Consider the following 26,035-nt stretch of genomic DNA (forward strand, 5'->3'; position numbering starts at 1 on the left):
TACATGCTGAGCGCATTTAAGTTAGAGAATAATCGCCTGCTCCGTCTTGAATTTGAAGAGGGAGAAAAGTTATCTGATTCCTTATGGGTAGATTTGGTTGAACCGGCAGAGCAAGATAGGCTGCAAGTTCAAAACGAATTAGGCCAAATTCTGGCAACCCGACCGGAACTGGATGACATTGAGGCGTCGGCGCGTTTTTTTGAAGATGAAGACGGGATACACGTTCACTCGTTTTTCTACTTTGAAGACGCGGAAGACCATGCTGGCAACGCAACAGTTGCATTTACTATTCGTGATGGTCGTCTCTATACATTGCGAGAGCGGGAGCTCCCTGCGTTCCGATTGTATCGTATGCGTGCTCGTAATCAGACATTAGTTGATGGCAATGCTTATGAAGTGCTGATGGATCTGTTTGAAACCAAGATCGAACAGTTGGCTGATGTTATCGAAAATATTTACAGTGTGCTGGAATCCCTGAGCCGGGTCATTATGGAAGGGAAACAGGGTGATGAGTTTGATATTGCCTTATCCAGTCTTGCTGAACAGGAAGATATCGGCTGGAAAGTTCGCTTGTGTCTTATGGACACTCAGCGCGCGCTTAACTTCTTGGTGAGGCGAGCACGTTTGCCGGGTGATCAACTGGAGCAGGCCCGTGAAATATTGCGGGATATTGAATCGCTATTGCCACATAATGAATCCCTGTTTCAGAAAGTTAATTTCTTGATGCAGGCGGCAATGGGTTTTATCAATATTGAGCAGAGCCGGATTATCAAAATCTTCTCGGTTGTCTCTGTGGTATTCCTGCCGCCAACGCTGGTGGCGTCCAGTTATGGTATGAACTTTGAATTTATGCCGGAGTTACATTGGACATTTGGTTATCCGGGCGCAATTGGTTTAATGATTGCTGCCGGTCTTGCACCGTATCTCTATTTTAAGCGCAAGAATTGGCTTTAATATATAGCCGCTGTAATAATTGTATTATAGCGGCTATAACAGAGATAATACGATAATGATTTAATAATGTTTTTGTGAAGTATTGGGTTTTATTTTAAAAAATTGATTATTGAGTGGAAACAATCTTAACATTAATGCTAAGATGCTTTTCTATATGGTTTATATAATCTCTGATTGGCTATATAAATTGGATTGCTTTTTGTTTTAAAATAAGATTTTATTATTGTTTTCTATCTTTAATGTAGTCTGGGTTTTAATTTCTTTAATTGAAATATTATTAACCTTAATCCTACAATTTTATATTAAATGTGAAAACAGGATGAATTAAGTCAAAATATTTTTTTGAAAAAAAGTATTTGATTATTAAAGATAAAATAGATGTGACGATAAAAGGCATTAATTTACAAAATAAAATTAGTTTATCTCATCGTATGTATTTAATCATACGAATTGCTGTTCCTAATTGAGTATATTCTTTTCCCAAGTGTTTAAATCCAAGGGCAATATAAAACCCTTCTGCTTGCGGATTAGCCATCACCTGTAATGATGCTTTGCCTTTTATATGAAGATCATTCAATGCGATTTGCACCAATTGCTCGCCAATGCCTTGATACCAAAAGGTCGGTTCAACAAATAATCCATCAAGTTCAGCATTTCCATCAGATTGAGGCAATACAACACTGAACCCTAGAATTACGCTAGCTTGTTCTGCAACATAAACATACCCTGCTTCAATATGCTCTATAGGCAGTTCTATCATGTGGGGATTTGCTAGTAATAATTCTCTATCTTCTTCCCACATAAGAGACGCCCGTAATTGCAGAGCTTCAAGTGCGATCTGTTCGGTGGTATTGGCTAATCTGATGGTTATTTTCATTAATTTACTATCTCTGCGATCTACGCTGTGTATACACTGCATCCAGTGTAAACAGCACCAATGCAGCCCAGATAAAGCCGAAAGTAATCAGACGGTCAGTGCCTATGTGTTCACCATAAACCAAGGTTGCTAGCAAGAACATCAGCGTTGGGCCGACATACTGAAAGAATCCGAGTGTGGAGAGACGCAGGTGGGCAGCGGCTTCCGTGTATAACAGTAATGGCACAGTAGTAATAATGCCTGCGGCAATCAGAAATAAATTGAGAGTTGCTGAGTTATTACTCAAATCGCTAGTTGGGGTGTTGGCAAAACCAAATAGGTAAATGGCGGCAATCGGCAGTAACCACAGTGTTTCAATCGTCATGCCCGTTTGAGCGTCAACATTCATCTTCTTACGCAGCAGGGCATATAGGGCAAAAGTGACGGCCAAACTTAATCCAATGACCGGTATAGAACCAAATTGCCATAACTGGATTAACACGCCGGTGAAGGCCAGAATAACAGCAGCCCATTGCATGCGTCGGAAACGCTCACTGAGAAACAGCATACCGAATAAAACGTTAACCAATGGGCTAATAAAATAACCCAGGCTAGCTTCCAGCATATGACCGTGGTTCACCGCCCAGATGTAGATCAGCCAGTTACAGGCGACGACAGTGGCCGTTACGGCCAGAAATAATACTTTTTTAGGTTGACGGAAAACCTTGGCTACCTGTGACCAGTGACGAGTTAATGTTAGCAATAGCAACATAAAGAAAAATGACCAAATAATACGATGGGTCAGGATTTCGTCAGCAGGTACTTGCTGGATATGTTTAAAATAAACTGGCGCGATTCCCCAGATAAAACAGGCACTGAAAGCGTACAGTACTCCTTTGGTAGTTTGTGGCTTATTCATATCGTCCTGATGCTAATAAAGGTGGAAAGAGTGTCATGGGTTTTTAGCCCGTTAACATGAAAATAATATGTCACCGGGCTGAATATTACGCAAGCGATTAAAATTATATTGTCATCCTACCAGATAGGTCGCCGTTACACTGGCAATATGGGCTCTCTGCTCATTATGTAGTTCTGCTCTGGCGACAGAAACTTTGTTGCCATTACGGATAATGCTACTGGTGGCGGTAAATAGTTCACCGCGGCCGGGCCGTAGGTAATCCACGCGTAAATCAATTGTTCCCATTATTGATAATCGTTTTTCTAATTCTTCTAGTGATGCTGGTACCAGACGGGTCAAGGCGTTACCGATACAGACCAATCCACCACATACATCCAGCACTGAGGCAATGACACCGCCATGTAAAATTTTTTGTGCGATATTACCTACTAGTTTACTTTGGTTACGGAATTGTATTTCTACGTAATCTTGTTCAAACCGGATTAGTTCAAGTCCTAATAATTGGTTAAAAGGCATATCGTGAACAAAAGCATGACCAATCACTTGCCGGGCTTCTTCCAGGGTTAGTAGTGTTGTAGACATTTAATTTTATTCCTAAATAAAGATATATGTTACCAATGTGACTTTATATGGTTAATGGCTTGTTAATATTATGCTTTTATTGCTAACCTTGCCAGTTCATAAGGAATGTCTGGTAATAATCTGAATAAACATAATTGAATACAACTATAGGTAAGCTGAAACGGATCTGTGCTTTTTTTTCGTCACGCTTGGTTTTGGGACTCGAATCAGGACAAACACTGTCGGATAAGATACCAACATCCGAGCATATCCCTGGCTCTATGCATCAAGCACATCTAATGCCGTTCGGCGGAAACAGGTACAGGCTTCTTCCCATGAGACCAGACGTTCATCAAACACCATTGGCACGACGAATTGTTGATAGCGCTCTTTATAAACAGGATTATTCACTAACTCTTCCAGCCCCATTTTTAGTTCTTCAATGGGAGATTCGCAGAACTGTGGGTACTGGTTACCGTAACGTTCAATATCCTGCTTAATGCATTCCTGTACAAAGCGCTTTAATACAGGGATATCAGATCCTTTTTCTCTGACAATACAAAAATTGTCGTAGATATGGCGTACCAGTGACTCATCCACTCCACGCTCCAGATGCCGCACACTTGCAGCTGTTCTGCGTATCATAGAAATCAGCTTTTCAGCCTGTGTACTGGCGATGGTGGCACATGGAAAAGCGCCCACCACTTCGCCCTTGTTCGTCAAATCTGTTATCAGTGAACGAATATCACGAGCTTCCGGCGCTTCAAGCAACTCCGTTTCCATCAATTCCAGTTTGATAAATGGTCGTAAGCAGGGAGCTTGTGCGTATACTTGCGGGTAGCGCACTGGAATCTCATTGTAACGATATTCATCCCGAGTGACTTTAGGATGCTCTTCATCAAAACGAAAAGTACCCGAAGCCATAATCGTTTCAGTAATTACCTGAATAATATCTTTACGGATATTTTTACGCTGATTCCTGGAGTATTGTTGTGAGAAATCAGCGACAGGAACCAACTTGATATCCACATCTTCTGACATCCTGTTCAAGGATATTCCCGCTTTCGACAGCGCAGTTCCTCCGGAAAAAACCAGTTGATGGGTATAAAAGGTCAAAGGCCCGAGTAGACGCAACAATTCAACGATGTAATGATCTTTCTCTACAATTGCGACAGATTCAATCCCCAACGCATCCGCAACATCAGGGAATAATTTTGTTAAATCATCCATTTAATTTGCTGTTCCCTACTGACAAGATTCTCTTAAAACGCGGTGAAGTTTTGATTTCCAGCGAAGCGGGGATCTGAGTGGATTTACCGTTATTGTAGGCACTGCTGGCCCCTACCAGGCGATAATCCACTTTCAGAAGTTCCAGTGCTTCAATCACCACCGCAGCGGAACCACCGGGTGCCGCAGGCATTAACTTCCCGGTAATCGCGTTTTGCCGCGCTTTGGTATAGATCCCATAACCCACTTTCAGTAATTGCCCTTCTTTCACCAGTTCGCGAAGTGCTCTACCAACCTGATCGTAGCCTGAGAGATCTTTGAAATCGTCACGAGTGAAAACATAACGCTTTGAGCGTTTCAGTCGTGACTGAATACGAGTTTTTGTAGTCATGCCGTCCTCCTTTGGCTATTTTTTCATCATAGCAAGCATACGACATTTTTAACAGCAAACATTTGTCAGCGGTCTGAGGCAGTACTGTAGGTACTGCCTTAATAGAATAGTGAGCATGTTACGGATGAGGCACTGTTTTCCATGCTCATTGATAGCTCTATTTTACGAATGACCAAATTTGGCAATTGGGTTAATCAGATTATCAGCAAACTGTAAACTTTGAGCCGGATCAGCTAAATCAAGCATCTGGCGGTTATTCGCGATTTGCAGGCGGTTTAGACAGCAGCGTTTAATCTCCGGTGTAAACAGATCGTAACGCACAAATTGTTCACGCAATTCGGGATGGTTGTGCTGATAGCTTAAAATACAATCTGCTACAGCTTGCCAGAAAAGATCTTGTGAATAGTCACCCTGTTCATCCAGTATTGCAGCCAGATAGCGGAATATACCATCAAACACATCAGATAAGATGGTCAGTGTTTTCATATCTTCTGGCATGTCCACTTTGACTCGACTCGCTTTTTCCGGTAAATCAGCGTCGGGATTCATGACCAAAATTTCTTCAGCCAAATCTTTCATGAAGATGTGCTGTGGAATATGGTTTTCCAATACCATGATGATGTTTTCGCCGTGTGGCATAAACATCAGATCATAAGCGTACAAACAGTGTAACAGCGGCGCAAGATAACTCTCTAAATAGCGGCGCAACCATTCTTGAGTGGACAGGTCGGATGCTGAAATTAACGCAGGCAACAGGGCATTCCCTTGCTGATCACTGTGCAGTAATGCAGCCATCGTCATCACTTGTTGCCCAGGTTCAATTAATTGCAATGGGTTTTCTCGCCACAGTGCCGCCATCATTTTTTTGTAAGGCGTATCACTACTGATTGCTTGCTCGTAATAGCTGTTTTTGAATCCAACACTGGCGACTTCTCGTAAAATTTTAAAACGATAACGTTGCAAGATGGGATCTTGTGTTACCAAATCGAATAGCCAGTCATTAATGCCCGGTGTCGTCGCCATGTAATAAGGTGATAAACCGCGCATAAATCCCATGTTCAGAATGGATAACGCCATTTTCACATAATATCGCTGAGGATGAGTGCGATTGAATAAGGTACGGATTGACTGTTGTGCCTGATAGGCATCAGTACCAATACCAAGATAGACCAATTTCTGATTAGCGATATCGGGCGCAAATATTGATGCCAACTTGTTCTGCCATTGCCAAGGGTGAACTGGCATCAGGAAATAGTCTTTTGGATTAAGGTTAAGCGCGATTAACCGCTGGTCAAAGTCAGCTACCGTGGTTGTGCCTAGCTCTTGTTCCAGCAACTGTTGATAGTTGAGTTGCTCTATACAAGCAAAATGAGCTTGGCTCTTATGTGCGGCCAGCCATACTAAATGCATAACAGAGGCGGCTTCGGGACTAAAGTTCTGAAAATCACCGATATCAAAACCAATCCGGCCATTATTGGCGACGAAAGAGGGGTGCCCTTCCATCATCTCCCCTTCCAACTCCTGAAAATCAGTGTTCACGAGATCCATTGCACTGATACCGATTCTATTATGCTTAAAAGCGCTGCTATAGAGAGTACTGGTAATTTCTTCCAGATAGGTGGGCATGACAACATCGCTAATGCCAAGTTGTTGTTTAAACTCAATAATGAATAGCAAGGAGTCGAGTTCTACAGCTTCCCCGTTGGCATGTTTCTGTAACGAATTGGCATCAATCAGCCAGTGATCCAGTGCCATACGCCGCGCCCGGAAAGTATAGCTTACCAAGAGGTCAGCACTATTCAAACGGTAACTATCCAAACGGTAATGGTGATATCCGTCACTGTCTGCTTTTTCAGTTAACTGTTGAGGCGCGAGTAAACATTCATGTGAAAATTCAGAAATAGCTTTACACAAGTGCAGACGATTAACTTTTTGCCAGACGGCGGGTTGCAAATGTGTGGCATTTGTCACCAATGAGCCCGGGGGAGTTGATGTTGTCGCTTGGTATTCCCGCTGTAACGCAATCTGGTGCTGTTCTCTGGTACAAAAGGCCAATTTGGCTGTTTTATGAGGTAATACCAATGCCTTCTGATAAACAAAACCCGCCCGTAGATTAAGTTTATGAATTTTCTCATTATGTATATTAGGCTCAACGACAATTCGAACCACGGCAGGATCGCTGAAAATAAAGGCTATGATGGTTTGGAAAATTCCCCAAGTGAAATGCCTGATTTTTTCTTGCGGCGGGGCAACCAGAATGTGCATTCCCATATCATCTGGATGTGCTGGATAATATTTTCCAATCAGATCATCTTGTGCGCGATAACACTCTAATAGAAAAGCAGGTTGTTCCTGATAGATGCCAATAAATACACTGCCCGGATGGCGGGATTCTAAATCCTGATAAAATTCCCGTACTTGTTGTTCGGTATTATCTTGCATTCCCCAATAATGAGCATAATCCCGGTTAACCCAATCAGTTAATATGGGAATATCCCGTTCCAGATCCAGTGAACGTAATGCAAAACTGCCTATTTCAGGCAAGGATTTTTCAAATAGCGTAGGATTAAAGACGGACATTAGCATGCTCCTTCGGTGTCGACGCTGAACTGCTGGAAAGCGATACTTTTCTCAATCGGGTAATGTTCAATACCGGTGATTTCATAAATCAGGCAGGAGTTGCGATAACAGGCCATTCCCAGATCCGGTGTGACGAAACCGTGGGTATGTAACTCCACATTCTGTATGAAAATGGTATTGCTGCGATCAATGCTGTAATTACGTTGTACAGCATAACGTCCTTTTTCATCCCAACGGATAAGATGACGTATACCTTCAATAAAAGTTGGAGTCTGGTATTGATAGCCGGTTGCCAGAACGATCCCTTCGGTGTCGAGAGAAAATGCTTTCTCCTGCTCATGTTGGAATAATGCTAATGTTAGGTCACGGCCATTGTTAGCATGGCTAACTTGTTGTAATTCACTATTAGTATATAAATTAACGTTTAATTCACCGTTTAATCGTTTGGTGTACATTAAATCGAAAATATCATTGATTAATGAACTGTTGATACCTTTATAAAGCTGCTTGTGGGACAGATTTAATGCATCACGCTTTTCGCCCGGGAGGCTATAGAAATAATCTACATATTCTGGTGAAGTCATTTCCAGAGTCAGTTTGGTATATTCCAGCGGGAAAAAACGTGGTGAACGGGTAAGCCAATTAAGCTGGTAATTAAATTTATCAATATCGCTGAGTAAATCGTAAAAAATTTCCGCTGCACTTTGTCCACTACCCAGAACGGTAATAGATTGTTTTTGTTGTAAGGCTGCTTTGCTCTTCAAGTAATTACCTGATGTCACCATCTGATCAGAGAAGGGTTGGCAGCACTTTGGAATATAGGGTGAAGGCCCGGTACCCAATACCAATTTTTTACAAATAAATTGGTGTTGTTGCCCAGTTAACGTATCTGAACAATGTAGTGTATATAGCGAAGCGTCTTCATCATAACTGATGCTATCAACGCGAGTGTTAAAGCGTAAATTGGATAACTGTTCTGCTGCCCATTGGCAATATTGGTTGTATTCTTTACGCATCAGGAAAAAACTTTCCCGGATATAAAAGGAATATATTCTTCCTTTCTGCTTAATATAATTAAGGAAGCTAAGTGGGTGAGTGGGTGATGCCAAGGTCACTAGATCTGACATAAACGGGGTTTGCATGGTGGAGTTTTCCATCATCATTCCCGGATGCCAGTCAAAGCCCGGTTTTTGATCGATGAACAGGCTATGAACATCTTTTAGCGGCCGAGTTAAACAAGCCAGTCCGAGATTAAAAGGGCCGATGCCAATGGCGATAAAATCATAAAGGCGAGTTGTCATAATTTCTCCTGGTGAACAGTATTAATCTTCGCTTAGTTGTTATTATGGGTTGCCAGAAAATCATTTCCGTGCATTACGATGCTGTGCACAATTTCTTGTAAATGTTGCTGGTTTGTTGCTGGGTTAAGGAAAGTAAATTTCAGATATTGTTTGCCATTGACTTTGGTACCCGCAATGACGGTATTGCCTTCACGGAATAGCGCCTTACGAATGGCCGCATTGACGGCATCAATATCTGTAGTGGGTAATTTTTGTTTAGGAATAAAACGGAAAACCAAAGTACTTAACTCTGGATAATGAATAAGTTCAAAATAGGGATTCTGCGCCATTAATCGATAGGCATCCTGAGCCGTATCGACAACTTTATCAAAAGCTTGTCCAAGTCGTTTTGCACCCATAATTCGTAATGTCAGCCACATTTTCAATGCATCAAAACGACGAGTTGTCTGGATACTTTTATTGACCAGATTGGGTGTGCCTTCTTGTAACGCACTTAGCGGATTCAAATATTCGGCATGATAAGTCAGATGGGATAAGTGTTTCTTATTTTTGACGAAGAAAGCACTGCAACTGACTGGCTGGAAGAATGACTTGTGGTAATCCACCGTGACAGAATCCGCTAAATTGATGCCTTCCAGTAGATGAGCGCGACGAGGCGAAACCAGTAAACCGCATCCGTATGCCGCATCCACATGTAGCCAGATACCATACTGCTTGGCGATAGCTGCGATAGGGTGAAGTGGATCAATACTGCCGAAATCCGTGGTGCCGGTTGTAGCGACAATGGCGAGAGGAATGTTGCCTTGTGCGATACATTGGTTAATGTTTTGTTCCAATGCTTGAGGGTCCATACGGAACTCACTGTCATGAGGAACAGAGACCACGGCGTTGTACCCCAAACCAAGGATAGCGGCTGCCTTTTGTGTACTGAAATGGCTGACTGTCGAGGTAAAAATACGCAGTTTATGGAAATCCGCCGGCAGACCATGTAGCTGATTTTTATGTTCAGGATCGCGTTGATGACAAAAATGGTCCCGTGCTAGTAGCATTGCCATCAGATTTGATTGGGTGCCGCCACTAGTAAAGATACCATCGGCATTTGTACCTAATGCCATTTTATCTCGTGTCCAGTCGAGAACTTTTTGCTCTATTAGTGTCCCGCCAGCGCTTTGATCCCAGGTATCCAATGAGGAATTAATCGCGCCAATAATGGTTTCAGCCAGAACGGCGGGTAATACCAATGGACAATTAAGATGGGCGACATACTTTGGATGATGAAAATAAACAGCATCTTTAATATAAAGTTGCTGCAACTCATCTAAAGCCTGGTTTAAAGAGGTAAGGGGGAGATCTAAATTCACTTTAGAAAATAGTGGAGATAACTCATTGGGTAATATCCCACTGAAAGGCTTATCCACCTGCTGTAATATTATCTTTATTCTGGTAATGACATTATAAGCGTCATCAAGATAGTCTCCAGCACTATGCATATTTAAGAAATATCTGGAAAAATCTTCGTCCGTTATATGACTATCTTTTGTGGGTGAATGGTCTAATAGCAGAGCGTCTCCGTACATTATATGTCCTTATTATTTCATATATAGGTTATTATTTGGTTATTGCCCAACATAGTTGATTTTATTATGTGTAGTATTTGGTTAGATTAAATAACTGTTGAATAGTAGCGCGATTAAATCATAATAATCTCTTTCTGCCGGAACAGATAAGAATTAAAAATTATAGAATAGAATGTTAGTGTCTACTTTCTACCTTGGATTCCAAAGGGCAATCATGGCAATTACCGACGCCAGGCAGTTTATTTCTTTGGCAACAAGTGCGACGCTGCATATTGTTGTGCCGTAAGATAACAGTACGATAAAGTGGATTATCTCTACCATCGGGTAGTTGTGGTTCCATGAAAAGACCATTTATAATCTCTTGATATAACTTGCTATTTATTCTTGTGCTGAATTCAGCAAGATACCAATGCATAATATAACCGATATTATTCCATAGGAGCCGTCCATTTATCCCTTGATATGATTCGATCTTTTCACATACCGGAATAATATGGCGATCCAAGAGAGAATAATGACGATGGAGTAACGATGAAGGTGTTTCATTCAACCAAGTTAAATGATAGTAAACAATATCTGGCCTGCCACTGTCATGGAATTCAACCCGAAAAAGATTGTAATGAGTATCCACTGCTTGTGGATATTCCAGCAACATTAACATCATCGGGGGAATAACCAAACCAAAATACCATTGCGCCCATAAAGAATACAGCGCTTTTTGGTTAGGTTTTATATTGTTGTCACCGTAGTATTCATCCTGATAGCGCTGAATTAATACCGGAAATTCTCTTGTATCTGACCATTGGGGGAAACTCATGCTGGCAACAGGGATATTATCTGCATTTACTCTCATGGTGGCAGTAAAATGGCTAAACGTTTGTTCAAATAACTGGATAATATCTTCAATTACCACTGTGGTTAAAGGGGTAATTGAATCGTTTGTATTTGACACCACCAACTCCCTGTTTACATGTTCATACTGCCTGATTGTAGTATCTTACATATGACTAATCATTGTAAATATAATTATGATAATTATTATTATTATCATTGTCATTATCAAGTAGTAAATCTTTTGGGCGCCTATATTGCTTGTTAATACAGCAAAACTATAGGCAGCTCACTCCCGGCTCAGATGGGATTATATTTTGGAATAATCAGTGGCTTACCTGATTCTGGATCACAAATAATACGGCAAGGGAGACCAAACACATCGGCGATACTCTGTTCGTTGATAATCTCTTCTGGTACCCCTTCGGCATAAATTTTACCATCCTTCATCATAATTAAATGTGAAGCGTAACGTAGTGCCAGGTTGATATCGTGCAGTACCAGCACCAACGTTTTTCCCTGTAAATGTAAACGCTGACAGAGATCGAGCATTTCAATCTGATGAGTGATATCCAGATAAGTGGTCGGTTCATCTAACAGTACGATCGGTGTTTGCTGTGCCAAGGTCATCGCAAACCAGGCGCGTTGACGCTGGCCGCCGGAAAGTTCACTCACTAACCGATGTGACATATCCTGTAGTTCGACTGCATGTAAAGCTTCATTAACGATTTGTTCATCTTCTGCTGACCACTGTCGTAAAAAGGATTGATGAGCGTAACGCCCACGTGAAACCAAATCGTATACAGTCAACGCTTCGGTGATAACTGCCCCTTGTGTTAGCAGAGATAGCTCACGTGCTACCGCTTTGGGTTTGTAATGTCGAATATTGCGCTCATCGAGCAGGATTTCACCGTGCTGTGGCGTGATACCTCGGCTAATGGCGCGTAGCAGGGTCGATTTTCCACAACCATTCGGGCCAATGATGACGCTGAATTCACCATCACGAATAGCAATATTCAAGCACTCAACAATCGTCTTTTTTCCGTATGCCAGCGAAAGATCTTGGGTGGTCAATCGTGAAGCGCTAGTTGGGGAATTCATATCAAGTGACATTACTTTGTTCTCCTTAATTCAGCGTACAGCAAATACATCAAATAGACACCGCCTACCCCTGCGGTGATAATGCCTACTGGCAGACGTGCCGAAGTAGGAAGCAGCAAAGTAATTAAGTCAGAAGCGAGCAGTAGTAATGCTCCCATCAATGCTGAACAAAAAAGAGCGGCACCTTTTGCCCGTACCAAACGGCGGGCAATTTGCGGCGCAGAAAGTGCGATAAACGCCACGGGTCCGACAACCAGTACCGCCATAGAGGCCAGTAGTACCGCTAGTAACAAACTCATAAGCTGAATTGTACGGACTGGTACACCGAGCGTGTTGGCAACTTCATAGCCGAGATTGACGTAGTTTAATTGCCGTCCTAACCAAAGGAGAAAAGGGACGAACAGTATCGTTCCATAAATTAACCCAACATCTTGCCAGCCTCGGTTGGCGAGGCTGCCGTGCAGCAGCGAAGCGAGTTGCTGTGCTTGCTCAAGGCGTACATTCGAGATAGCGAAATTAACAAATGCCATGCAGAGAGCGGCGATAGCAATCCCGGAGATGACAATCTTGGTTGTTTGCATTTGTCCAGAGCGACTAATGTTCCCGGCGTAGACCAATAATACTGCAAAGCTGGCCCCTAGCAGCGCACCTAAAGGAATCGGCAATACTCCCGGCCAGATGATCAATGTGGCGACTATGCCAGCAGCAGCGCCGGCATTAACGCCGATAATATCTGGACTACCGAGTGCGTTGCGGGTTGTCAGTTGGAAAAGTGAACCTGAGAGTGCCAGAGTTGCACCCGCACCGATAGCCACTAATGCGCGGGGTAAGCGTAGCTGTGTGAGAATAAATTCCTGATAAGGAGTTGAGGTTGCTAGCCACGGGTTATCGATACCTTGCTTACCCAATGCCAGAGAGAGATAAAACAGCACTGCAAGCAGTAACAATATCAATAAGATGGCTCTTTGAGTCCGTTGTGGAGGTACAAGAAAAACAGCGGTTCCCAACATAAAGGTTCGAGTTTTTGCCGGTCTAGATAGGTTAATCTGCGACATAATTAACTCCACGATGGCTTTTAATCACCAGATAGAGCAACGGCCCACCGATTCCCGCAGTGATAATTCCCACCATGATCTCGCCAGGTGCGATCACTAACCGTGCCAGTATATCGGAAGTGAGTAAGAGGCAAGGCCCGGCGAACAGGCAATAGGGCAGTAGCCAGCGGAAATCGCTGCCAACTAAAGCCCGCATCAAGTGAGGTGCAGCCAAGCCAATAAAGGCAATAGGGCCAGCCATCGCGGTAGCCACCGCCGCCAGCATGGTGGCGGAAATAAGTGACAATACGCGGGTGCGGGCAACATTAGCGCCAAGTGAGCTGGCGATACCTTCACCAAACACCATCACATTCAGGGAAGAGCTGAGTGAAAGGGTCAATATCAAGGCAAATAACAGATAAGGTATCAGCGAACTCGCTTCTGCCAGAGACATTGCACTGAGCGATCCAATGGTCCAGAAGCGATAGTTATCCAATACATGGGCATTCATTAATACAATGCCTTGGACAAAAGCAAATAAGCAGGCGTTAATGGCGGCACCGGTTAATACCATGCGCACCGGATTGCTATTACGTTGTCCGCCACTGAGCAGGTAGAACAACAATGTAGCCAGACTTGCGCCAATAAATGCTGTCCAGAAGCGCGGAAGTTCATCCAGCATGGGGATGAAAGAGAAACTGACAACCACAGTAGCCGCTCCGGCGTTAACACCGAGTAAGCCCGGCTCGGCTAACGGATTACGCAGCAATCCTTGCGTTACGGCCCCGGAAAGCGCCAGTGCGGCGCCAGCCATGATGCCGATTAACGTGCGTGGTTTGCGGGCATTGATGACCAGATCGCTATAGCTGCCGCTGTCGCCTAACCAATAGTGATGCCATATGGTTGAGAGTGGCAACGTTTTGGCGCCCAGATTCAGACTGGCAATAATACAAATGAAGGTCAGCAGTATCATGAGACCTAAGCCAAGCAGCAGTAGGAATCGGCGTTTAGGATTTGTCATGATGATTTAATTGCCTCTGCCAGAATCGGCATAAATTGTGGTAAACCCCAGCGCAAACTAAGCGGTGTGCCGTAAGACATAGCAACAACCAGTGATTGGTCGGTTAGCGGAATATAACCTCCCTGATGTACAGCTCGGATGGATTGAAATAACGGCTGTGCTTCCACTGCTTTACGTTCTTGTTCATTATTGAACCAAGTTACTAAGATATCAGCGCCATTAAGATAATCCGCATTTTCCAGTCCTATATTGGCGGCGAAACTACCGAAGGGATCGGCCAGTGTGCTAACCGATGGCAGTAGCGTTAAACCAAGATGGACTAAGGTATCGACGCGTGGATCGCCTTTGACATATACCGATAGCATATTACTGCTGATACCCGCCTTGATGTAGGCGAAAGTATAGCGATTGATATGTGGGATGGTATCGCTTGCCTCACGTAATGTGGCATTCAGCTCGGTGGTGAGTTTTTCTCCCTGCAACTGCTTATCTAGCGCACGAGCAATTAATTCAATTTGTTGTTGTGGTGTCGTAAGCCAGGGATGAGAAGGATAAGCGATCACTGGGGCGAAATGTGATAAATGGTTATAAACCTCTTGGGTGATGCCTGATTGGGTTGCCACAATCAGATCAGGCTTAAGGTTAATGACCTTCTCAATGTCCAACTCAGGATACATGTCTATTACGGTGGGTAAAGTTCCGCCACGCTGTTGCACCGCTTGTTTAAACCACGGCAGATAGCCTTGTTCATCTCCGCCCCAACGATGGGATTCAATACCGATCGGCACGATACCGAGATCCAGTACGATATCTTCCGCTCCCGCGCCGAGGGCGACAACACGCTGAGGTTGATGTGTAATCACCGCCGTACCCAATGCGGTAGTAATTTGTTTGGGATAGCCGGGCTTATCTGGCGGTGTATTGTTTGTGCTGGCTGACTTATCACAGCCAGCCAGCAGACTGAGCAGCATCATCAGTGGTACGGCAAACCCTTTGCAACGCTTCAATTTCATTGTTTGCCTTCCTTCAAATAAATAGAAACATAAGGTTTGCCGTCCGCAGTGTCATTATGACTTTAAACTCAGAACTTATAACGCAAGATCGCTTCAATGTTGCGAGGTGCGCCATAGTAATACTGAGAATATTGGCCGAACTGAGTATAGTAGGTCTTATCAAAGACGTTATTCAGGTTAACCGTCAAAGAGAGATCCGGCGTGAATTGATAACGGCTCATGAGGTTAACCACCGCGAAACTGTCTTGTTTCGCTTGCATTGAGGTCTTTTCAGGCCCTTTTACTGTTGACCAGGTTTTATCCTGCCAAGTGACACCACCACCGATGGTCAGATTGCTCATCGCACCTGGCAGGGTGTAGGTGGTAAACAGTTTAAACAGCCTGTTTGGCGTATTGGTATTGATTCGTACACCATTAGGATCTGTTGCCCGGAATTGCGTATAACCAGTATAAAGACGCCAGTTATCTGTCAGTTGACCACTGATTTCTGCTTCGAACCCGCGGGTTTTGGTGCCGTCTATCGCATAGTAAGCGATGGAATTATCCGGCAACTTCACGGTATCTGCCTCTGGCAGATTATCCTGACGGATTTCAAACAGTGCTAGCGAGTAATCGAGACTATTATCGAAAGCGACACCTTTTAGACCCGCTTCATAGTTTTGTCCTGATACTGGGGCAAGTAACTTATTATTGCGGTCGCGGCGGTTTTCTGGATTGAATATTTCGGTGTAACTGGTGTAAACCGATAAATCTTGAGTGATGTTGTAGATTAGCCCGCCATAAGGAACAAATTCGTCACTATAGCTGGCATTCTGTGGAGTATTGAAATTATCACCGCGAGTCTGCCAACTGGTTACTCGACCACCGAGGATCAAAGTCAGTGGATCTGCCAGAGAAATCTGAGTAACGGCATAACCTGCGGTCTGTTCATTACGCCCTTTTGAACCAGAAGTTCGCGTATTACTCCACTCTGGTTCAGGATATTGCCAGCCAGGGGAGGTGAAGTCACCCATCCCTGGACAGCTATTTGGACGTGTAAGCATACAAGTTGCGCTGAAGTAATCGTTCTGGAAATCCTGTTGCTGGTGGTTTAAGCCGAAACTGACATGATGAGTACGGCTAAATAATCGGTAGTCACCATTCACCTGTAGATCGTAATTCTGCTGACGGCGACTGCCATCAATAAGTGTCATACTACCTGGTTTCATACCCATATTGGTGATGCGGTTAGGAAAATCAGTTTGATTTGCCCACAGAACCTTCTCGTCGAGTGTATTATTATCGTAAGTAAAGGTGCCCTTTATACTCCAGCCATTGTCAAAGTTATGTTGCAGGCTGGTAAAGGTAGAGAAAGACCGAATCTTTGAGAAAGCCCAATCTGGTGCGTAGCTGTTGCTGCGTTTATAATCGGTTTTGCTGCCATCTGCAAAGTAGATCGGTAAGCCACCAAACATACCGCCACGGGTGTGATTACGTTGATAATCCACGCCTATAGTCAGCAAGGTATTTTCTGTCAAATCCGCTTCAAGAATGCCATAGAACGGGTATCTTTCGTTGTTATTGCGATCAATAAAGGAGTTGGCCGCTTGATAGGCTGTAACGAAACGCCCGCGCAGGTTGCCACTGTCATTTAACGGACCAGAGAGATCAAGGCCAGTGCGCCATTTATCCCAAGAACCCGCTCCGGCAGAGAATTCGCCACGGAAATCGCGGGTCGGACGTTTACGAATCAGGTTAACGGCTGCCGAAGGATTGCCTGGGCCGACCATCAAACCGGCTGCTCCACGTACCACTTCGATACGATCAAACAGGTCTGCATCCAAAAGATTGTCACCATAGTTAAAGCGAGTATCGTAGTAGGTTGCAACTCCATCACGCAGGATGTTATTGATGCTCATGCCACGAGAAGTAAACCCGAAACGATCGCTATCAAACTGGCGTACACTCATACCGGTTGTGCTATCGATGACGCTATTAACACTGTCCAGATTTTCGTCAAGCATACGTTGTTTGGTCACGACACTGACGGTCTGTGGCGTTTCACGCGCTGAAAGATTCAGTCCGGTGGCGGTGACCATCGACGTGGTATTGTACATCCCGGTGTCTTCGGTCACGCCTTCATGTTCTGCTCGTGAAGCAGTGACGAGTATCTTGTCATTTTGGGCAGTGGTTTTATCGCTTGTATTTTGCGCACTTTCCGTGATGGCATAACTATTTCCCATCAGTACTAACTGTATAGTCATTGCAAGAGTTGTTTTTTTAATCATAAAATCCTTTTGCAAAAACGGATACATCACTTTCTTACTATTCATTCCATCCCCAAATTAAGTCTTTTGGTATTTATCTATGTTGATATTTTTATTTATTGCTGTTCGGTCTGATGAAGAGTAACCGAGTATTCATGGCGTAAAGCGTATAGCGGATTAACTAAGGTTCCGGCAAATTTGAGATTCTTTTCACGATCGTCGAGATCGATCATCTGTTGATTATTCGCCATTTGCAGACGATTCAGACAGGTACGAACAAATTCCCGCTTAAACAGATCGAACTTACGGAATTTCTCAATCTGATGCAGATGTTGTGATTGATAATTATGGACACAGCGTGCAACCAGTGACCAGAAATGCTCTTCTGGTAGATTGAGATCTTTTTGCAACAGTGGAATCAGATAGCGGAAGAAACAATCGAAAATATCAAGGAAGATATAGTTAATCTTCATGTCGTCTTCGATAGTGACATGTAGGAAATTAATCTCTTTAGGCAGTTGAAGATCGCCATTCAAAATAGCAATTTCTTCACCAATATCTTTCATCAACATTTTTGTCGGGCTGTTATTATCCAGTACCAACATTAGGTTTTCGCCATGTGGCATAAACACCAGATCATAGGTGAAGAAAGAGCGCAATAATGGAGAAAGGTAAGCATCGAGATAACGTGACACCCACTCTTCTGTTTTTAAACCTGAATCCTTTACTAAAGCGGCAATGACGGAATTACCTTGATGATCAACATGCAGCAACGAAGCCATTGTCATCAAGCGTTGGTTATCTTTCAACAGCGTCATTGGGCTTTCGCGCCACAGCGCTGACAACATTTTCTTATGTGGACTGTCTTTTTTAATAGCTGATTCAAAGTAGTTATTGAAATAACCGAGAGCAGCACGTTCCCGTAGTACGGTAAAACCTTTCTGTTGGAAGAAACTGTCATTATGGACTAAGTTACTGAGCCATTCGTTGACTGATGGGGTTGTGACCATGCTGTGTGGGTCGAGCCCGCGCATAAAGCCCATGTTCAACACCGAGAGGGCGGTCTTAACGTAGTTCTTCTTCGGTTGAGTAATATTGAAGAAAGTACGGATAGATTGCTGTGCGAGGTAGCGATCATGACCTTCGCCAAGATAAACAATATTATTATTGGCAATATCTGCCGCAAAGCTGATGGTAATACGGTGCTGCCACTGCCAGGGATGAAGAGGCATCAGATAATAATCTGATGGACATAATCCCAACGTATTAAGATGACGTTCAAATTGCGCCGGCAGGTATTTCCCTAGCTCTTCTTCTATTAATTGTTGGTATGAGAGATCGGATAGCGCGGAGAAAATAGCTTTATTCCTGTGTACCGCAATCCAGATTAAAGTCACCGGGCTGGCGCTTTCAGGCGCATAGCGCTGATAATCATCGGCATCGAAACCAATGCGGCCATTATTCGCAATAAAGACCGGATGGCCTTCACTCATTGCCGTTTCAACAACTTGATAATCAGCATGAGCTAAATCTTGGGCTGTCAGTCGGTTGTACTGATATTTAAAAGCGTGACCGTAGAGGGTGCTAGATATCTCATCGAGATAAATCGGCAGCATTTTTTCCGGGATTTCCAGTAGCGAATACAACTCAATAATCAGTTGAATGGCATCAAGCGGCTGAGATTGCTTCTCCTTGAATTTGGTTACGGATGCGGCATCAATATCAATATGATCGAGCTGATAAGCCTCCGCTTGAAAATGGTATTGGTAGTCACCTATTGCCAGAGAATACTGTTGCTGTCCATGATAGGTAGGATTAATCAATTTTTCGTGATACAGCTCACGTAATATTTTTGTCACCAGGTGGCGATTGGCATGGAGCCAGTTCTCTGCGTTGAGGTGCAGAGTGTGATTATCAGAGTTAATATGTAGTGAACTCATGGTGATAACAATCCCTATTCATAATCAAAAATCCTATCCAACATAGTCGCTATACACTGGAAACAAATCGGTACGCTTAATTCTGAAACTTTCGAATATAAGCATTCTTTTTCCTGGTATTCATTCCGATTCTCTTAGACAGGTGACTTTTGGGGTATTCAATTTTGATAACATTAATACAAATTATTATCATTAACAACTGTGTAAGTGTAAGGATTTACTCTATTTTTGCCTAAATAGCAGTCAAAAATGCGGCGTTATGGCGCTGCATTGGGATGAGTAAGATGAATTGGGGGAGAATTTTTGATCGGCTGTAACCTTTAATTAAACCTGCTTTTATACCGAGATGATGTTCAATGACATGCTGTAATTATTTCGAGAGTGAGATAGCATAATGCCCAGACGTTTTGAAAAGCGTCTGTGATTTTTTAATATGGTTGAGGAAAAGCGTGTCTACCGCAGAGGTCATTAATACAATATCACTGACAGAGCAGGTATTGCGGAAAACCTTTGGTTATTTGCAATTCCGGCCTGGCCAGCAACAAGTTATCAATACCATTCTTGAAGGGCGTGACTGTTTGGTCATTATGCCGACTGGTGGCGGTAAATCATTGTGTTACCAAATTCCGGCGCTGGTACAGGAAGGGGTAACTTTGGTTGTTTCGCCGTTGATCTCTTTAATGAAAGATCAGGTGGATCAACTGCGGGCAAATGGCGTTGCGGCGGATTGCTTGAATTCAACTCAGGCCCGTGAACAGCAAATTGATGTAATCCGGCGTTGCCGTCAGGGAATGGTTAAATTGCTGTATATCGCCCCTGAGCGCTTGATGATGGATAACTTCCTTGAGCAACTTCTGGAATGGCAACCCGCAATGCTGGCTGTGGATGAAGCTCACTGTATTTCACAGTGGGGCCATGATTTCCGGCCGGAATATCGGGCGTTGGGACAGCTAAGGCAACGCTTTCCGACATTACCTGTCATTGCGTTGACGGCCACCGCTGATGAAACTACCCGTAATGATATTGTCCGACTACTGAATCTTAATAATCCACTTATCCATATCAGCAGTTTTGACCGTCCCAATATCCGTTATACCTTGATAGAAAAATACAAACCATTAGATCAACTGTGGCTATTTATTCGCGGTCAAAAAGGTAAAAGCGGCATTGTTTACTGTAATAGCCGTAGCAAAGTTGAAGAGATATCAGAGCGTTTACAAAAACGTGGCTTGAGTGTTGCGCCATACCATGCCGGGTTGGATAACAGCCAGCGTGCGTGGGTGCAGGATGCATTTCAACGTGATGATTTGCAGGTGGTGGTGGCAACCGTGGCATTTGGTATGGGAATTAATAAACCTAATGTTCGGTTTGTGGTGCATTTCAATATTCCACGTAATATCGAATCCTATTATCAGGAAACGGGACGTGCTGGACGTGATGGTCTGCCGGCGGAAGCGGTGCTGTTTTATGATCCTGCGGATATGGTATGGCTTCGCCGTTGTCTGGAAGAGAAAGAGGCGGGTACACAGCAGGATATTGAGCGGCATAAGCTCAATGCGATGGGGGCTTTTGCCGAAGCGCAAACTTGCCGCCGTCTGGTGTTATTGAACTACTTTGGTGAAAGTAAGCAAACCCCTTGTGGTAACTGTGACATCTGCCTTGATCCGCCGAAAAATTATGATGGTTTAGTGGATGCCCAAAAAGCGCTTTCTTGTATTTACCGGGTTGGACAGCGCTTTGGTATCGTCTATATTGTTGAAGTACTTAGAGGCGCGAATAATCAGCGTATCCGTGATATGCGACATGATAATTTACCGGTTTATGGTATCGGTAAAGAGCAGAGTCAGGAACACTGGATTAGTGTATTGCGGCAGCTTATTCATTTAGGCTTTATCAGTCAAAACATCGCCAACTATTCTGCATTACAATTAACGGAAGCTGCGCGTCCGATATTGCGTGGTGAAGTTTCACTAAAACTGGCTGTTCCACGAATACAGAATCTGAAAGGGCGTAATCAGCAAAGTAAATCATATAGTGGTAATTATGATCGCAAACTATTTGCCAAGTTACGTAGATTACGGAAATCTATTGCTGACGAAGAAAATATCCCGCCTTTTGTTGTGTTTAATGATGTCACGTTGATTGAAATGGCAGAACAATGCCCGGTTACGGCTGATGAAATGTTATTAATCAACGGCGTAGGGCAACGTAAACTGGAGCGTTTTGGTAACGTCTTTATGGCCTTAATTTGTGAACATCTAGAGGAGCTTGAATAGTCTGAGGATAATTGATGACGCCAGAAATGTTAAAAGAAAGCTGGCTCAATCGTGAGGCACAGTTCTCTGCTTTTGCCAACGGGCCGTTATTAGACTTTTGGCAGGTCAGGGAAGAGTGTGAGTTTATCGGTATAGATAATATACTGATACGTTATGTCCGTTTTTGTGCAACAATAAAAAATTATAGATCGGTTGTTATCTTTCCAGGTCGTAGTGAAAGTTATATCAAATACTCGGAATTGGCATTTGATTTTTATCACCTTGGCTATGACGTATTTATTATTGATCATCGTGGGCAGGGGCGATCCAGCAGGATGCTTGCAGATCCACAAAAAGGGCATGTAGAAAAATTTGATGACTATATTAATGACGTTGAAATATTTATCGAAAAAGAAATTCTTCCTCGTCATTATTCTCACTGTTATGCGTTAGCCCATTCAATGGGGGCGGCAATATTAGGGGGATTTTTATTACGTCACAGCCAGATATTTGATGCAGCAGCCCTTTGTGCTCCTATGTTTGGTATTAACTTTCCCATGCCACGTTGGTTGGCGACTTTCCTGGTTAACCGGGCTGAAAAGCGGCCGGATATGCGTAACCATTATGCGGTGCTAACTGGGAAATGGCGTCCGTTGCCTTATTCGATAAACCTTCTGACACACAGTTACGAACGTTATAGCCGTTACCTCCGTTATTACGCGGATTATCCGGAATTACGTATAGGTGGTCCGACATATCACTGGATACGGGAAAGTATCTGGATTGGCGATATGCTGATAGAAAAAGCCGGAGAAATTGAGACACCATTGATAATTTTAAAAGCCAGTGAAGATAAGGTCGTTAACAATTGGAAATTACGGGCTTTTTGTGAATCACGTAACAAAGTGAAGGATTTCATCGAAGGACAATCACCTTTGATTATTCGAGGGTCGCGTCATGAGATCCTGTTTGAAAAAGATAAATTACGTAGCCAGGCACTTAATGCCATTTGTGATTTTTTTGACCGGAATTGATTCAATTATAGGAACTATAACTATGTATCATATTGTTGCTTCAGATTTAGATGGCACTTTGCTATCCCCTGATCACAAATTAACTTCTTACACCAAGGAAACCCTTAATTTACTGACCAATAAAGGCATTCATTTTATTTTTGCCACTGGTCGTCATCATGTGGACGTTGCGCAAATCCGAGATGTTCTTGGTATTGATGCCTATATGATCACTTCCAATGGCGCTCGGGTACACAACGCTATGGGTGAACTGGTTTTCAGTCACAATGTTGATCCTGAGATTGTGCATGAATTGTGTCTAATGGAATTTGATAACGCTGATATTCTGACGAATTATTACTGCCATGATCACTGGTATATGAATCGTGAATGCCCTGAGCAGAAAGAGTTTTTTCAGGAATCCGTGTTTCATTACCAACTTTTTGAGCGTGACAACTTCAAAACCGATGATGTATGCAAAGTTTATTTCACCTGCGAAGATCATGATCTATTGGTTGTGTTGGAAGAGAAAATCAAAACGCGTTGGGGCGATAGAGTCAATGTGAGTTTCTCGTTGCGCAATTGCCTGGAAGTGATGGCGGGTGGGGTGTCGAAAGGTCATGCACTTGAGCGGGTAGCCCAATCTATGGGCTATAAACTGAGTGATTGTATTGCTTTTGGTGATGGCATGAATGACTTTGAAATGCTGACGGTAGCAGGTAAGGGCTGCATTATGCAGGATGCTCACCAGCGTTTGAAAGATATCTTGCCAGATATGGAAGTGATTGGCTCAAACGCTGATGATGCGGTTTCCCATTATTTGTGCAAAATGTATCAGGTTTAATTTATTATCCACTGTAATCACAGCGCTGTTGGCGCTGTTTTTTATTAATTTTCTTCCTCATCAGGGGGACCTAAACGATCCAATTCGGCCAGAATCAACGGAATTTGAGCTTCTAAATCGGCGGGTCTTTTATCTCTACTCCACCAAATAAGCGGCTCATGGCGTTTATAGTCCACTTTACTGACTGCCTCTTTGCCGTTTAATAAGAATTTCACCATAAAGGCGACTGCCAGCGCTTTATCATTGCCACTACTTAAGAAAGCAAAAGTATAACTGCTGACATTAGGGATAAAACCACGTCCGACAAGGTTATTATTTTCGTCCAGTCCATACACTTTGAGATAAAAAATATTAGTTTTTTCCCCCATGCCTACTTGTGGATAGCGGGCGGCATAGGCTTTACCTTTGTACCAGGTGTAAAAAATTTGCCGTTCACGGTCGATAATTAATGGTGCTTGTCGGAGAGAAAAAAACACACCCCAAACAAAAGGTGGAATAATCAGTAGGTAAAGTAGCAAAAATGCCATATCAGTTAAAAAAATATCATTACTATATTTATAATAATGATAGCGATAATGCAGATATTTTCTCAGAGAGATTTCTTTATCGTTACCAATATAACGGGCATCTTCCATATAATTGGGCAAATCATTGCGCAAATAAAACTCTTCGCCATATTTTCCCTTTACCAACTCTATCCAATCATGAAGATTAGATTCAGCACTTTTTCGCTCTTCTATAAAATCATTCACTGTTAATAACAGGCTAGTAATTAATCCTAGTGTTACCGGAATTAAGGTAATACTTCGGAAGCGACGCTGGGGATTTCTAACCCAGCATTCCTTATCGTTAAGGCGATCCAGTATTTCCACGTGCTTAATGGTTTCTTCACTCTTGATATCCGGTGGTGCCGCCAGAATTTCTTTTTCCCAGCGTGCCAGCCGTCGGGCTGGCAATGGATGAATAGTGGGAAACCATTTTTTGAGTAAGTTTTTTAATCGTTGTTTCATTCGGAAAGATCTTCATCAGGGGGACCTAAGCGATCTAATTCGGCCAAAATCAACGGAATTTGAGCTTCTAAATCAGCAGGTCTTTTATCTTTACTCCACCAGATAAGCGGCTCACGGCGTTTATAGTCCACCTTACTGACTGCCTCTTTGCCGTTTAATAAAAATTTCACCATAAAAGCCAGCGCCAAACCTTTATCATTACCACTGCTTAAAAAAGCAAAAGAATAACTGCTGACGTTAGGGATAAAACCACGCCCGATAAGTTGATTGTTCTCGTCTAAGCCGTAGACTTTGAGGAACATAATATTAGTTTTTTCTGCCATACCTACTTGTGGATAGCGGGCAGCATAAGCTTTGCCTTTATACCAGGTATAAAAGATCTGCTGTTCGCGATCGATAATTAATGGTGCTTGTCGCCGTGAAAAAAACACTCCCCAGACAAAAGGAGGGATAATTAGCAGATAGAGCAGCAAGAAACTTATATCAATTTTGAGAAGTCTGGAACTACTTGGATAAAAGGTATATCGATAATATAAATATTTTCTTAGTGAAATTTCTTTATCATTGCCAATATAGCGTGTATCTTTCAGATAACCCGGTAAATCATCGCGTAAGTAAAATTTCTCACCATATTCCTTTTTAGCTATATTAACCCACCGATAAATTTCTGATTCATTACTCTTTCGTTCTTCGATAAAATTGTTAACGTTTAATACCAAGCTGCTAATAATCCCCAGTGTTACTGGAATCAAGTTTATGCTCCTAAAACGGCGCTGAGGATTTCTAATCCAGCATTCTTTATCATTAAGGCGATCCAGTATTTCCACATGTTTGATGGTTTCTGCATCCTTAATATCTGGCGGTACTGCCAGAATTTCTTTTTCCCAGCGGGCCAGCCGTTGGGCTGGCAAAGGATGAATAGTGGGAAACCATTTTTTAAGTAAGTTTTTTAATCGTTGTTTCATTCGGAAAGATCTTCATCAGGGGGACCTAAGCGATCCAATTCGGCCAAAATCAATGGAATTTGTGCCTCTAAATCAGCGGGTCTTTTATCTTTACTCCACCAAATAAGCGGCTCACGGCGTTTATAATCCACTTTACTGACCGCCTCTTTACCGTTTAATAAGAATTTCACCATAAAGGCGACTGCCAGAGCTTTATCATTGCCACTACTTAAAAAAGCAAAAGAATAACTGCTGACGTTAGGGATAAAACCACGCCCGACAAGGTTATTATTTTCGTCTAGGCCATAAACTTTGAGGAACAGAATATTAGTTTTTTCTGCCATGCCTACTTGGGGATAGCGGGCGGCATAAGCTTTGCCTTTATACCAAGTATAAAAGATCTGCCGTTCGCGATCG

At 43.0% G+C, this 26,035-nt stretch carries 21 protein-coding genes and 1 pseudogene; 4 read left to right on the plus strand and 18 right to left on the minus strand.

The window, feature by feature from the left end; translation table 11 throughout:
• Positions 1 to 3 precede the first annotated feature (3 nt).
• Positions 4 to 954 carry a magnesium/cobalt transporter CorA gene (gene corA, locus C6H66_RS04810; protein WP_065388998.1) on the plus strand — a complete coding sequence of 317 codons (951 nt, stop codon included), beginning with the start codon at positions 4 to 6 and terminating at the stop codon, positions 952 to 954.
• A 424-nt stretch (positions 955 to 1,378) separates the two neighbouring features.
• Here the strand turns inward: corA and C6H66_RS04815 are convergent, their stop codons facing one another.
• The 15 genes from C6H66_RS04815 to C6H66_RS04885 form a co-directional block, all read right to left on the minus strand.
• Positions 1,379 to 1,831 (minus strand): GNAT family N-acetyltransferase, encoded by a 453-nt coding sequence (locus C6H66_RS04815; RefSeq protein ID WP_181150144.1) that lies wholly within the window; start codon positions 1,829 to 1,831, stop codon positions 1,379 to 1,381.
• 7 nt (positions 1,832 to 1,838) lie between these two features.
• The gene (gene rarD, locus C6H66_RS04820; protein WP_105394938.1) at positions 1,839 to 2,729 is read right to left on the minus strand and encodes an EamA family transporter RarD; all 891 of its coding nucleotides are present in this window, start codon (positions 2,727 to 2,729) and stop codon (positions 1,839 to 1,841) included.
• A gap of 111 nt (positions 2,730 to 2,840) precedes the next feature.
• A complete protein-coding gene (locus tag C6H66_RS04825) occupies positions 2,841 to 3,311 on the minus strand; it encodes a thioesterase family protein (RefSeq protein ID WP_036782681.1) in 471 nt (156 codons plus the stop codon).
• Positions 3,312 to 3,569: 258 nt separating this feature from the next.
• Positions 3,570 to 4,520, minus strand: coding sequence for a nucleotidyl transferase AbiEii/AbiGii toxin family protein (locus C6H66_RS04830; RefSeq protein ID WP_105394939.1), 951 nt, complete (start codon positions 4,518 to 4,520; stop codon positions 3,570 to 3,572).
• Entirely contained in the window at positions 4,513 to 4,908 is a 396-nt protein-coding gene (locus tag C6H66_RS04835) for a DUF6088 family protein (RefSeq protein ID WP_036809950.1), read from the minus strand. Before C6H66_RS04835 ends, C6H66_RS04830 begins: the two co-directional genes overlap by 8 nt.
• Positions 4,909 to 5,070: 162 nt before the next feature.
• Entirely contained in the window at positions 5,071 to 7,488 is a 2,418-nt protein-coding gene (locus tag C6H66_RS04840) for a GNAT family N-acetyltransferase (RefSeq protein ID WP_105394940.1), read from the minus strand.
• Positions 7,488 to 8,789: a lysine N(6)-hydroxylase/L-ornithine N(5)-oxygenase family protein gene (locus tag C6H66_RS04845; protein ID WP_105394941.1), complete on the minus strand. Its 1,302-nt coding sequence runs from the start codon at positions 8,787 to 8,789 to the stop codon at positions 7,488 to 7,490. Before C6H66_RS04845 ends, C6H66_RS04840 begins: the two co-directional genes overlap by 1 nt.
• Positions 8,790 to 8,821: 32 nt before the next feature.
• On the minus strand, positions 8,822 to 10,366 hold the full coding sequence (locus C6H66_RS04850; RefSeq protein WP_046395007.1) for a pyridoxal phosphate-dependent decarboxylase family protein: 1,545 nt from the start codon (positions 10,364 to 10,366) through the stop codon (positions 8,822 to 8,824).
• A 175-nt stretch (positions 10,367 to 10,541) separates the two neighbouring features.
• Positions 10,542 to 11,318: a siderophore-iron reductase FhuF gene (gene fhuF / locus C6H66_RS04855; RefSeq protein WP_046395008.1), complete on the minus strand. Its 777-nt coding sequence runs from the start codon at positions 11,316 to 11,318 to the stop codon at positions 10,542 to 10,544.
• Between the two features lie 179 nt (positions 11,319 to 11,497).
• Positions 11,498 to 12,310, minus strand: coding sequence for an ABC transporter ATP-binding protein (locus tag C6H66_RS04860; RefSeq protein ID WP_105394943.1), 813 nt, complete (start codon positions 12,308 to 12,310; stop codon positions 11,498 to 11,500).
• Positions 12,310 to 13,353: a FecCD family ABC transporter permease gene (locus tag C6H66_RS04865; protein WP_105394944.1), complete on the minus strand. Its 1,044-nt coding sequence runs from the start codon at positions 13,351 to 13,353 to the stop codon at positions 12,310 to 12,312. The genes C6H66_RS04860 and C6H66_RS04865 overlap by 1 nt, the downstream gene beginning before the upstream one ends.
• Complete coding sequence (locus C6H66_RS04870; protein ID WP_105394945.1) at positions 13,340 to 14,353, minus strand: FecCD family ABC transporter permease; 1,014 nt, start codon at positions 14,351 to 14,353, stop codon at positions 13,340 to 13,342. The genes C6H66_RS04865 and C6H66_RS04870 overlap by 14 nt, the downstream gene beginning before the upstream one ends.
• Positions 14,350 to 15,366, minus strand: a complete 1,017-nt coding sequence (locus tag C6H66_RS04875; RefSeq protein WP_105394946.1) for an iron-siderophore ABC transporter substrate-binding protein — start codon at positions 15,364 to 15,366, stop codon at positions 14,350 to 14,352. Before C6H66_RS04875 ends, C6H66_RS04870 begins: the two co-directional genes overlap by 4 nt.
• A gap of 68 nt (positions 15,367 to 15,434) precedes the next feature.
• Positions 15,435 to 17,678 (minus strand): TonB-dependent siderophore receptor, encoded by a 2,244-nt coding sequence (locus C6H66_RS04880; protein WP_105394947.1) that lies wholly within the window; start codon positions 17,676 to 17,678, stop codon positions 15,435 to 15,437.
• Between the two features lie 50 nt (positions 17,679 to 17,728).
• Entirely contained in the window at positions 17,729 to 19,552 is a 1,824-nt protein-coding gene (locus C6H66_RS04885) for an IucA/IucC family protein (protein WP_105394948.1), read from the minus strand.
• Positions 19,553 to 20,001: 449 nt separating this feature from the next.
• Here C6H66_RS04885 and recQ point away from each other — a divergent pair, with 449 nt between their 5' ends.
• Genes recQ through yigL form a run of 3 tightly spaced genes read left to right on the plus strand, consistent with a single transcriptional unit; the run spans position 20,002 to position 23,664 of the window.
• A complete protein-coding gene (gene recQ, locus C6H66_RS04890) occupies positions 20,002 to 21,828 on the plus strand; it encodes an ATP-dependent DNA helicase RecQ (protein ID WP_105394949.1) in 1,827 nt (608 codons plus the stop codon).
• 14 nt (positions 21,829 to 21,842) lie between these two features.
• Positions 21,843 to 22,841 carry a lysophospholipase L2 gene (gene pldB, locus C6H66_RS04895; RefSeq protein WP_105394950.1) on the plus strand — a complete coding sequence of 333 codons (999 nt, stop codon included), beginning with the start codon at positions 21,843 to 21,845 and terminating at the stop codon, positions 22,839 to 22,841.
• 22 nt (positions 22,842 to 22,863) lie between these two features.
• On the plus strand, positions 22,864 to 23,664 hold the full coding sequence (gene yigL / locus C6H66_RS04900) for a sugar/pyridoxal phosphate phosphatase YigL (protein WP_105394951.1): 801 nt from the start codon (positions 22,864 to 22,866) through the stop codon (positions 23,662 to 23,664).
• Between the two features lie 44 nt (positions 23,665 to 23,708).
• Here the strand turns inward: yigL and C6H66_RS04905 are convergent, their stop codons facing one another.
• The 3 genes and pseudogenes from C6H66_RS04905 to C6H66_RS25795 all read right to left on the minus strand — a co-directional run.
• Positions 23,709 to 24,674, minus strand: a complete 966-nt coding sequence (locus C6H66_RS04905) for a hypothetical protein (RefSeq protein WP_105394952.1) — start codon at positions 24,672 to 24,674, stop codon at positions 23,709 to 23,711.
• Positions 24,671 to 25,639, minus strand: coding sequence for a hypothetical protein (locus tag C6H66_RS04910; protein WP_105394953.1), 969 nt, complete (start codon positions 25,637 to 25,639; stop codon positions 24,671 to 24,673). Before C6H66_RS04910 ends, C6H66_RS04905 begins: the two co-directional genes overlap by 4 nt.
• Positions 25,636 to 26,035: pseudogene (locus tag C6H66_RS25795) on the minus strand (hypothetical protein); the annotation flags it as partial. The gene C6H66_RS04910 and the pseudogene C6H66_RS25795, both read right to left, overlap by 4 nt.

This window comes from Photorhabdus hindustanensis (assembly GCF_002968995.1).
Lineage (GTDB): Bacteria > Pseudomonadota > Gammaproteobacteria > Enterobacterales > Enterobacteriaceae > Photorhabdus > Photorhabdus akhurstii.

What these genes read in the sequence shown, in the direction of transcription:
- pldB (WP_105394950.1), top strand. Translation starts at nt 21,843, where the DNA reads ATGACGCCAGAAATGTTAAAAGAAAGCTGGCTCAATCGTGAGGCACAG.
- C6H66_RS04885 (WP_105394948.1), bottom strand. Translation starts at nt 19,552, where the DNA reads ATGAGTTCACTACATATTAACTCTGATAATCACACTCTGCACCTCAAC.
- C6H66_RS04840 (WP_105394940.1), bottom strand. Translation starts at nt 7,488, where the DNA reads ATGTCCGTCTTTAATCCTACGCTATTTGAAAAATCCTTGCCTGAAATA.
- corA (WP_065388998.1), top strand. Translation starts at nt 4, where the DNA reads ATGCTGAGCGCATTTAAGTTAGAGAATAATCGCCTGCTCCGTCTTGAA.
- C6H66_RS04905 (WP_105394952.1), bottom strand. Translation starts at nt 24,674, where the DNA reads ATGAAACAACGATTAAAAAACTTACTCAAAAAATGGTTTCCCACTATT.
- C6H66_RS04850 (WP_046395007.1), bottom strand. Translation starts at nt 10,366, where the DNA reads ATGTACGGAGACGCTCTGCTATTAGACCATTCACCCACAAAAGATAGT.
- C6H66_RS04825 (WP_036782681.1), bottom strand. Translation starts at nt 3,311, where the DNA reads ATGTCTACAACACTACTAACCCTGGAAGAAGCCCGGCAAGTGATTGGT.
- rarD (WP_105394938.1), bottom strand. Translation starts at nt 2,729, where the DNA reads ATGAATAAGCCACAAACTACCAAAGGAGTACTGTACGCTTTCAGTGCC.
- C6H66_RS04860 (WP_105394943.1), bottom strand. Translation starts at nt 12,310, where the DNA reads ATGTCACTTGATATGAATTCCCCAACTAGCGCTTCACGATTGACCACC.
- C6H66_RS04870 (WP_105394945.1), bottom strand. Translation starts at nt 14,353, where the DNA reads ATGACAAATCCTAAACGCCGATTCCTACTGCTGCTTGGCTTAGGTCTC.
- C6H66_RS04815 (WP_181150144.1), bottom strand. Translation starts at nt 1,831, where the DNA reads ATGAAAATAACCATCAGATTAGCCAATACCACCGAACAGATCGCACTT.
- C6H66_RS04880 (WP_105394947.1), bottom strand. Translation starts at nt 17,678, where the DNA reads ATGAATAGTAAGAAAGTGATGTATCCGTTTTTGCAAAAGGATTTTATG.
- C6H66_RS04845 (WP_105394941.1), bottom strand. Translation starts at nt 8,789, where the DNA reads ATGACAACTCGCCTTTATGATTTTATCGCCATTGGCATCGGCCCTTTT.
- C6H66_RS04865 (WP_105394944.1), bottom strand. Translation starts at nt 13,353, where the DNA reads ATGTCGCAGATTAACCTATCTAGACCGGCAAAAACTCGAACCTTTATG.
- C6H66_RS04830 (WP_105394939.1), bottom strand. Translation starts at nt 4,520, where the DNA reads ATGGATGATTTAACAAAATTATTCCCTGATGTTGCGGATGCGTTGGGG.
- C6H66_RS04875 (WP_105394946.1), bottom strand. Translation starts at nt 15,366, where the DNA reads ATGAAATTGAAGCGTTGCAAAGGGTTTGCCGTACCACTGATGATGCTG.
- C6H66_RS04835 (WP_036809950.1), bottom strand. Translation starts at nt 4,908, where the DNA reads ATGACTACAAAAACTCGTATTCAGTCACGACTGAAACGCTCAAAGCGT.
- C6H66_RS04910 (WP_105394953.1), bottom strand. Translation starts at nt 25,639, where the DNA reads ATGAAACAACGATTAAAAAACTTACTTAAAAAATGGTTTCCCACTATT.
- yigL (WP_105394951.1), top strand. Translation starts at nt 22,864, where the DNA reads ATGTATCATATTGTTGCTTCAGATTTAGATGGCACTTTGCTATCCCCT.